Genomic DNA, 8936 nt, shown 5'->3' on the forward strand with positions numbered 1-8936 from the left:
ACCCGGCCCTGGACAGTTTCCTGCCTCCGGTATCCACCACGGGAAGATCAAGAGAAAAGGCAACAGCAACAGCATCAGCAAAGGCAATGGCGGTTGGCTGGCGGGCTCGGCTTTGCGAGCGAAGCGACCCGCTTTTGCTCTTGTTGTTGATTTCCCCGTGGTGGATCGGCCGCCGGAATCTGTCTGGGGCCGGGCGGGTGGGGTTGGCGGGGTATCCGCGCCAGGGATGGCGCGGCTAAGCCTCCAGGGACGGATTCACGGCGTCCCCGCCAATCCCACCCGCCCGGCCCACCTTCAGGAAACCCGCTTTCAGCGACCAACCCCACCCCACCACGGAGGGGCTCCACCGTTCGCCGATCCCCGCCGAAGGCGCGCCTCCCGCGCTGCAGCATGCCCATGCGCAAACCTGCGCCATCATGGACACCCCGCCCCCGCCAGGACCGCGCCATGCAGCAGTACCTGCTTCTGATCTACATCGAGCCTGCCCTGCTGCAGGCCCTGCCCACCGAAGAATTCAACGCGCTGATGCGCGACTGCCTGGCCCATGCCGACAAGCTGCAGGCCGAAGGCACGCTGCTGGCCGCGCAGAAGCTGCAGCCGGTCGACACCGCGCAGACCCTGCGCGTGCGTGATGGCCACAGCCGTGTATTGGATGGCCCGTTCGCCGAAACCCGCGAACTGCTGGCCGGCTTCAACCTGATCGTCGCCCGCGACCGCGACGAAGCCATGCGCATCGCCCGCGACTTCCCTTGGGCACGCTTCGGCAGCATCGAAGTGCGGCCGCTGGAAGACATGGACGCCGAGCGCGAACGCTGCGGCGCGCCGGCTGCGGCTGCGGCTACGGCAGCAGCCGTACCCTGATCTCGCGCGGGCCGATGCCTTCATTGCCGCTGTAGTCGCGCACGCTGGCGCGCACGATGTACTCGCCCGGCGGCAGCGCCGCCGGCTGCCAGCGCCCGGTTTCCATCAGGCCATCGCGCACGGTGTTGGTGGCCAGGTAGCGGAAGCGGGTCACCGCGCTGCCATGCACGGTGATGCCGCTGTCCGGTGCGTAGGCCACGCGCACCGCTTCCCGCTGCGGCGGCATGCTGTTGAACACGATGTTCCAGCGTGGCTGCTCGTAGCCCTGCAGCGGTTGGCCGCCCGCATCGAGAATCTGGTAACCCACCTGGTACATGCCCAGGCGCCGCCGCGGCAGGTTGTTGTCGACCTGGTCCCAGGCTTCGACCACGATCTGCACACCGCGTCCCTGGCGCGCCACCATCACCACGCCACCGCTGCCTGCGGCCATCGGCTGGTCGTTGTCGTCCAGTAACGCCACATCGGTGATGCGCGGTGCGAAGTGGTCGGCGTAGTTCTGGAAGCCCAGCGCCACGGCGTTGGTCTCGAAACCACCGGTACCCACCGCCAGGTGCACATGCGCCTGGTTGTTGATGCTGCCCAGGCGATCGCCGACGTGGATACGCATGCCGCGGCGCACGCGCATCCGCTCCAGCTTGCCCTGCTCGTCGTACAACGCCTGCCAGCGCGCGTCGAACGGCACATCACGCGGGGTGCGGCCGACCCGCATGTGGATGTACTTGAGGCGATCCACGGCCAGGCCCTCGGCCTGTTCACCCAGACTCCAGGCCGCCATCGGGCTGCTGATCTTGCCATCGGCGATCGCCAGCACGGTCTGGCCCACATCACCGCGCACGTCGAAGCCCCCATGCAGGTGATGGCGGCTCTCGCCGCTGAAGTTGCCGCGCACCTCTCCCAGCGTGCCGACCACTTCGTGCCAGCCATCCTGCGGCGCCAGCGGCCAACGGCCGCCCGTCTTCGGCAACGCGGCATCGGCTGCCGGGCCGACCAGTGCCGGCGCAGGCAGTTCGCCCACCGGCAGCGGCCGCAGGCGATGCAGACGGTAGCTTGCGGCGTCGGCCACCAGCACGCTGCCATCGGCATCCAAAGCCAGGCCACTGGGGCGGGCCAGGCGTGGCAGTCGACCGTTGCCGACCAGCGCGATCTGATGGCCCTGCGGCGTCACCTGCACGATGCGGCCATCCATGTCGCCCACGTACAGCACGCCATCGTGGGTGGTGGCCAACGACAGCGGCCCATTGATCACGCCACCACCACCCACCACGGTGCTGACCGTGCCATCGGCACCGACGCGGCGCACCGCGTTGTTGAACAGGTCGGCCACCAGCAACGCGCCCTGCGCGTCGAAGGCCAACGCCACCGGCGTATCGAAGCGCGCAGCGGCGCCCGTGCCATCGGCCAGGCCCGGCCGATCGCCACCGGCCAGTGTGCGCACGTTGCCATCGGTACCGATCACCCGGATGCGGTCATTGAAGGTATCGGCCACGTAGACCTGGCCCTGCGCATCCACTGCGATGCCCATCGGCGCATCGAAGCGCGCCTGCGCGGCAGGTCCATCAACGTGGCCCTGTTCACCACCGGCCAGCGTGGTCACCTGGCCGTCGGTGCCGATGCGGCGGATGGCGTGGTTGCCGGTGTCGGCCACATACAGGTTGCCCTGCGCGTCGGCGGCAATGCCCGAAGGCGTGTTGAAACTGGCCTGCAGTGCCGGGCCATCAACGCGCCCCTCGCCTTGCCCGGCCACCGTTTCGACGCGGCCATCGGGCAGGCGGCGACGGATCCGGTTGTTATCACCGGCATCAGTGAAATAGACACTGCCATCGGCACTGCGCAGCAACGCATAGGGATCGGCGAAGCGTGCCTGCCCGGACGCGCCGTCGCGGTCACCGGGGTGACCATCGCCGGCCAGCGGCTCGATCTGTGCGGTCCACGCCAGTGGCGTTGGAGCCGGGCCCGCCGGTTCAGCCAACGTGTGCAGCGGTGTCTCCCACCAGGTCGCGGCCAGTGCCACTGCCGTTGCCAACGCCACACCTGCCGCCATCCATTGCCACCGTGCCATCGCGCTGCGCTGCCTGCCTGCTGCCTGAAGAGGCACCGACAATAGACGCTGGGCACCGCATGCGCCAAGGCCAATCGTACTGCCGGATACCAGAGTTCCATGCGCAAAGCTTGTTCTCACCAGCCCCAGCAGGTTCAATGCGGTTCCCACGGATGGAGATCCTCCATGCCCCGCATCCTCCCCCTTGCTGCCCTGCTGGCCGCCGCATTGGCCAGCACATCCGCCACCGCTTCGATCACGGTGGCGCCGCAGAAGCCGTCAATCACCGCCGATGTGATGCACATGGCCTATGCCACCCGCTGGGATGAGGCCATCCAGCAGTCACGCAGCGGCAACACGCTGGGCGCGCTGATCGCGATGGAACGGCTGATGGAAGATCCGATGCTGGATGACTTCGATGCCGAACATCGCGGCCGCGCCGCGCAGGTGGCCGGCTGGACCGCGATGGTGCAGAAGAAGCCGGACCAGGCCCGCCGCTACCTGCAGCGCGCACTGGAAGCACTGCCGGACGACGCGCAGATCCTGCTGACCCTGGTCTCGGTGGAACTGTCCGAGAACCAACCGGCACCTGCCACGAAGCACCTGGTGCAGGCGCTGAAGCATGCCGAGGCGCCGTTGCCGGTGGACCACCACGCGATCAACTACCTGCAGTTCCGCCTGCGGGACCAGCCCCAGCAGCGCATGGAACTGCTGCAGGCGCTGTTCGACAACGGCTGGAAGAGCGGCGGCCTGGAACCCACCGGACTGTGGCTGGCACTGGCAACACTGCAGGCCGACAATGGCCGGGGCGACGACATCCCGGCCACGTTGGCGCGCATCACCGGCCCCGCCGAGATCATCCGCCTGCGCAGTGACAAGCGGTTTGATCGCTATGTCGACCGCGACGATGCCCGCTTCGACCCAGTGCAGGCTGCACAGAAGCACCTCGACGAACTGCGGGTTTCCGGCCTGCTCGACCGGGCGCTGGACGCACGCATGGCCGAGTTCAGCAGCACGCTGCTGATGCTGGACCGCAACGAGGAAGTGCTGGCGCTGACCGATGGCATGGCCGGTGCGGCGGCCGAAGGTGAGTCGCCCTCGGCGACGGAAGCCGAATGGGTGGCGTGGCTGCTCAACAGCCGGCTTATGGCGCTGCGCCGGTTGGGCCGTAACGATGATGCGCTGGCCACAGCCAGGCTGGCCGCACGCATCGGTGCGCTGGGCCCGGATGGTGCCGAGCACCAGTTCAACGTCGGCTTCTTGCTCAGTTCGCTGGGCCGCATGCAGGACGCTGCTGTCGCGGTGAATGACATGCCGGGCCTGGCCGGTTATGGCAAGGCGGCCCAGGCACTGCTGCAGTTCGTTGCCGCCCGTGAACGTGGCGATGCCAAGACCGAACAGGCCGCGCGCGCAGCCATCCTGGCCCAGGGCGATGACGCGCGCCTGTTCCAGCGCGAGATGCTGCTGGAGGAAGGCAATCTGGACGCGGCCGCTGCGGTGCTGATCGAACAGCTGCGCTCACCGGTTGAGCGCGGCGAGGCACTGGCCTCCCTGCAGGACATGCGCACCTATCCGTCGCTGCCCGGCGACGTGAAGATCGATGCCGCCTGGCGTGTGCTGAAGCAGCGTGCCGACGTGCAGGCCGAGGTGGCACGCGTCGGCCGCATCGAGCACTACGACCTGGTCAGCACGTCCACCTCGCGCTGAGCCGATTTCCTGTGGAGCCGAGCGTGGGCTCGGCACTACACCTCCCGCCTAGCGGGCTGGCACTTCGGTGCGGATGCCCATCGCTTCGCGGTAGCGCGCGTACAGCGCCATCACCTTGTCCACATAGGCCAGGGTTTCGGCGTAGGGCGGCACGCCCTTGTAGCGGGTGACTGCACCGATGCCCGCGTTGTAGGCAGCCGCCGCCAACGGGCGATCGCCGTTGTAACGGCGCAGCAGCGCGCGCATGTAGCGCGCGCCGCCCTCGATCGACTGCTGCGGCGAAAACGGATCGCGCACGCCATATTCCTGTGCGGTCTCCGGCATCAACTGCATCACGCCCTGTGCGCCCTTGCTGGACACCGCCAGCGCATCGAAATTGCTTTCGGCATGGGCGATTGCGCGCAGCCAGGCATCGTCGACGCCCGTGGCCTTGGCCGCGGCCTTGAACTGCCTGGCGTGCTGCGCCAGCTGCGGCTTGCCCACCTTGCCCAGGCCTTCGTGGGCAGGCTCGCCCGGCGGCGTGGCCACGGTGAACTTCAGGAATACCCGCGAGCCGGGCAGGTTGCGGGTGGAGTAGACCAGCACGCCATCCTGCTCGCGCTCGTACAGTACGCCGCTGAACACGCCCATGTTGCCCCACAGGTTCGGGGTCTGGATGGCGTTGTCGTCGATTTCCTTCGGGCTACAGCGCGAACCCGGCTCCGGCGCGGTGGCCAGGCTGACGGTGTTGCCCTGCACACAGCGGTAGACAGTGCGTGCGGCGGCCAGCCCGGGCCACAGGCTGGGCAGCAGCAACAGCACAAGCAGGAGAGGGCGACGGGACATGGCGGCCGGATCATCCGGCCGCGCCCGCGAATGTTGGGTGAATGGGGGTCGGCAGGGCTGCGCCCTGCACTTGCGCCGGCGCCCGCAGCGGTAGAGTCGACTGTCAGTCGACTATCGCGCGCAGCGCGGGGTTTTCCGGAAGCCCATGGAAGAGCAGTCGACTAACAGTCGACTCTACCGATTTCCGATGTTCCCGATTTCCGGCGTTGCCGAAACCCCGCATTCCCGGTCATTTCACCGTTCTGCGACGCAGCCGGTACCCCACGCCCAGCAGCACGAACCACACCGGGCTGGCGATCAGCGCCTCGCGGGTGTCAGCCTGCAGGCTCAGCAGCACCAGCACCGCGGCGAAGAACACCAGGCAGGCCCAGCACATGGCGACGCCGCCGGGCATCTTGAAGATCGAGGCGGCGTGACGTTCAGGGTGGCGGCGGCGGTAGACCATGTAAGCCACCAGGATCAGCGACCAGACGAATATGAACAGCACCGTCGCCAGCGTGGTCACCAGGGTGAAAGCAGTCACCAGGTTCGGAATCAGGTAGATCAGCAGCGTGCCACCCAGCAGGCACAGGCACGAGAACAGCAGGCCACGGGCAGGCACGGCAGCGCGCGACAACTTCGACAGCCCCCGCGGTGCGTGGCCTTCCTCGGCAAGGCCGTACAGCATGCGACTGGTGGAGAAGATGCCGCTGTTGGCCGAGGACGTGGCCGAAGTCAGCACCACGAAGTTGATCAGGCTGGCGGCGGCAGGAATGCCGGCCAGCACGAACAGCTGCACGAACGGGCTCTTGTCCGGCACTACCTGGCGCCACGGGGTGACGGCCATGATCGCAATCAGCGCCAGCACGTAGAAGATGATGATGCGTACCGGAATCGAGTTGATCGCCTTGGGCAGGTTGCGCTCGGGGTCGGCGGTCTCGGCGGCGGTGGTGCCGACCAGCTCGATGCCGACGAAGGCGAACACCGCAATCTGGAAACCGGCGAAGAAGCCGACCAGGCCCATCGGGAACAGGCCGCCGTCATTCCACAGGTTCGACAGCGACGCGGTGTGGCCACTGGGCGAGGTGAAGCCCCAGGCCACCAGCCCGGCGCCGGTGATGATCAGCGCGCAGATCGCCACGATCTTGATCAGCGCAAACCAGAACTCCATCTCGCCGAACAGCTTCACGGTCACCAGGTTCAGTGCCAGCAACAGCAGCACGCAGGCCAGCGCCGGTATCCACGCATCCAGCCCGGGGAACCAGAACTGCGCATAGGCGGCAATGGCGATCACATCGGCGATGGCGGTCACGATCCAGCAGAACCAGTATGTCCATCCACAGAAGAACCCGGCCCATGGGCCGAGCAGATCCGTGGAGAAATCGATGAAGGACTTGTACTGCAGATTCGACAGCAGCAGCTCACCCATCGCGCGCATCACGAAGAACAGCATCGCGCCGATGATCAGGTAGACGAAGACGATGGAGGGTCCGGCCAGGCTGATGGTCTTGCCCGAGCCCATGAACAGGCCGGTGCCGATGGCACCGCCGATGGCGATCAGTTGCAGGTGGCGGTTGGAAAGGCTGCGGCGCAGGTGCTCGGGGGGCGTTGCGGGCTCGGTCATGGGCGCGGGCAAGAGGGCGGCGAAGCGTTCGACGGTAGTCCTCCAGCGCCCGGAGCGCCAGCATCGGGCGGGTCAATCACGTCAAACTTGGCCGCTTTCATCACAATGTGACCGAATACCGGATTGATCCCATTCCGCCCGGCCCTGCGCCATGCTCAGATAGCCGTTCCTGCCCAAGGATCGGCCCGCCCATGTGCCCTGCCCTGCCCACCCCGCTGGAGCCCCGGCCATGAGCCGGCTGCGCGTGATCATCGGTGGCACCGCGCTGGCGATTCTGGCCGCGGCCGTGCCGATCGCGGTGATGGCCTATGCCACCTGGGACCGGGCCGTCAGTGTCGAGCAGCAGCGCCTGCGCGATATCGCCGGTCGTACCCTGCGCCGCGCCGACCAGTCCTACCGGGAAGCACTGGCGGCGCTGCAGTCGGCCGAGGCCGGCGCCCAGGACGCCTGCGGGCCGGACCATATCCGGCGCATGCAGACGCTGGTGATGACGTCGCCGTCGGTTGACCAGATGGGCTACTTCGAGGGTGGCAAGCTGCGCTGCACGTCGTGGGGGCCGTTCCTGTCCGACGTGAGGCAGCCGAAGGCCGACCACGTCACCAGTGATGGCGCCGGCATTGCCGTGGATGTGCGCCCCGAGGCAAGCGGACGGCGCCAGGTGCTGTCGATCCTGTATGGCAACTACGACGTCCTGGTCGATCCGCGCCGGTTTGTCGATGTCATCGCCGACCCGAACGTGCGCCTTGCCCTGGCCAGCCCGGATGGCCGCCTCCTGGCCAGGCAGAGCGGCATGGATCCCGCGTTGCTGGAGACCCTGCTGCGTGCGCCCGAGGAAGGCCTGGACCACAACACCCTGTACGCCACCGCCCGCAATGAAGAGTGGCTGGCGATCGCAACCACGCCGCGTACCGCGCTGGCTGCAACCTTCCGCCAGCAGGCGTGGCTGTTCGTGCCGATCGGCGTTCTGCTGGCCGCTGCCGGTGCCGGCCTGGTGGTGTGGCTGTCGCGTCGCCGCCTGTCCCTGCGCGGCGAACTGGCCACGGCGATCCGCCGCCGCGAGCTGTACCTGCACTACCAGCCGATCATCGAGCTGGATACCGGCATCTGCGTCGGCGCCGAGGCCCTGGTGCGCTGGCAGCGCCCGGATGGCACGCAGGTACGGCCGGACCTGTTCATTCCGCTGGCCGAAGAGGCCGGCATGATCGGCGCGATCACCGATCTGGTGATCGAGAACGTCGTGCGCGACATGCGCGATCTGTTGGTCGCCGACCGCAGCGCACACATCGCGATCAACCTGGCCGCCGAAGACATCAGCAGCGGCCGTGCGCTGAAGATGATCTCCAAGCACATGACCGGCAGCGGCATCCTGCCGCAGCAGATCTGGATGGAAGCCACCGAGCGCGGCTTCCTCGATCTGGACCGCGCCCGCACGATGCTGGCGCAGGCACGTCGCGCCGGCCACAGCGTGGCCATCGATGATTTCGGAGTCGGCTTCTCCAGCCTGCAGTACCTGGAGCAGCTGCCGCTGGACGCGCTGAAGATCGACAAGTCGTTCATCGATGCGATCGACACCGAGAGCGCGACGAGCCCGGTGACGCCGCACATCATCGACATGGCCAAGGAGCTGGGCCTGTGGGTGGTGGCCGAGGGCGTGGAGACCGAGGCGCAGTTGGCATATCTGCATGCGCGCAAGGTCGAGTTCGCGCAGGGCTGGCTGTTCTCGCGGCCGCTGCCACGGGACGAGTTCGTGGTGTTCCACCACAAGCGGCAGCAGCGCTATGGCGCGGCGCGGGAGCACATGCAGAATCCGCGCAGCGTGCCGATCGAGCGTGAGGGCGTGGAGTAGGACGGCGAACGGCGGAGCCCCTCGTGGTGGGGCGCGCCCGGCGAATCCATCAGTTG

6 protein-coding genes are annotated in these 8936 nt (G+C 67.6%); 3 read left to right on the forward strand and 3 right to left on the reverse strand.

Translation table 11 applies throughout. The annotated features are described in order from the left end of the window. Positions 1–447 precede the first annotated feature (447 nt). Positions 448–861 carry a YciI family protein gene (locus N5C25_RS19655; protein WP_279937711.1) on the forward strand — a complete coding sequence of 138 codons (414 nt, stop codon included), beginning with the start codon at positions 448–450 and terminating at the stop codon, positions 859–861. On the opposite strand, the gene N5C25_RS19660 is transcribed toward N5C25_RS19655, so the two are convergent. Continuing rightward, positions 839–2920: a gluconolaconase gene (locus tag N5C25_RS19660; RefSeq protein ID WP_279937713.1), complete on the reverse strand. Its 2082-nt coding sequence runs from the start codon at positions 2918–2920 to the stop codon at positions 839–841. The genes N5C25_RS19655 and N5C25_RS19660 overlap by 23 nt on opposite strands. A 165-nt stretch (positions 2921–3085) precedes the next feature. On the opposite strand from N5C25_RS19660, the gene N5C25_RS19665 reads away from it, so the two are divergent. Next, a complete protein-coding gene (locus N5C25_RS19665) occupies positions 3086–4606 on the forward strand; it encodes a hypothetical protein (protein WP_058980852.1) in 1521 nt (506 codons plus the stop codon). A 48-nt stretch (positions 4607–4654) separates the two neighbouring features. Here the strand turns inward: N5C25_RS19665 and N5C25_RS19670 are convergent, their stop codons facing one another. Together N5C25_RS19670 and cycA are read right to left on the reverse strand one after the other, a co-directional pair. Beyond that, a complete protein-coding gene (locus N5C25_RS19670) occupies positions 4655–5431 on the reverse strand; it encodes a lytic transglycosylase domain-containing protein (RefSeq protein WP_058980854.1) in 777 nt (258 codons plus the stop codon). 229 nt (positions 5432–5660) lie between these two features. Then, the gene (gene cycA, locus N5C25_RS19675) at positions 5661–7034 is read right to left on the reverse strand and encodes a D-serine/D-alanine/glycine transporter (protein ID WP_279937718.1); all 1374 of its coding nucleotides are present in this window, start codon (positions 7032–7034) and stop codon (positions 5661–5663) included. Between the two features lie 229 nt (positions 7035–7263). Here cycA and N5C25_RS19680 point away from each other — a divergent pair, with 229 nt between their 5' ends. Then, complete coding sequence (locus N5C25_RS19680; protein ID WP_058980858.1) at positions 7264–8880, forward strand: EAL domain-containing protein; 1617 nt, start codon at positions 7264–7266, stop codon at positions 8878–8880. Positions 8881–8936: the final 56 nt, after the last annotated feature.

This window comes from Stenotrophomonas sp. GD03958 (assembly GCF_029839005.1).
GTDB lineage: Bacteria > Pseudomonadota > Gammaproteobacteria > Xanthomonadales > Xanthomonadaceae > Stenotrophomonas > Stenotrophomonas hibiscicola.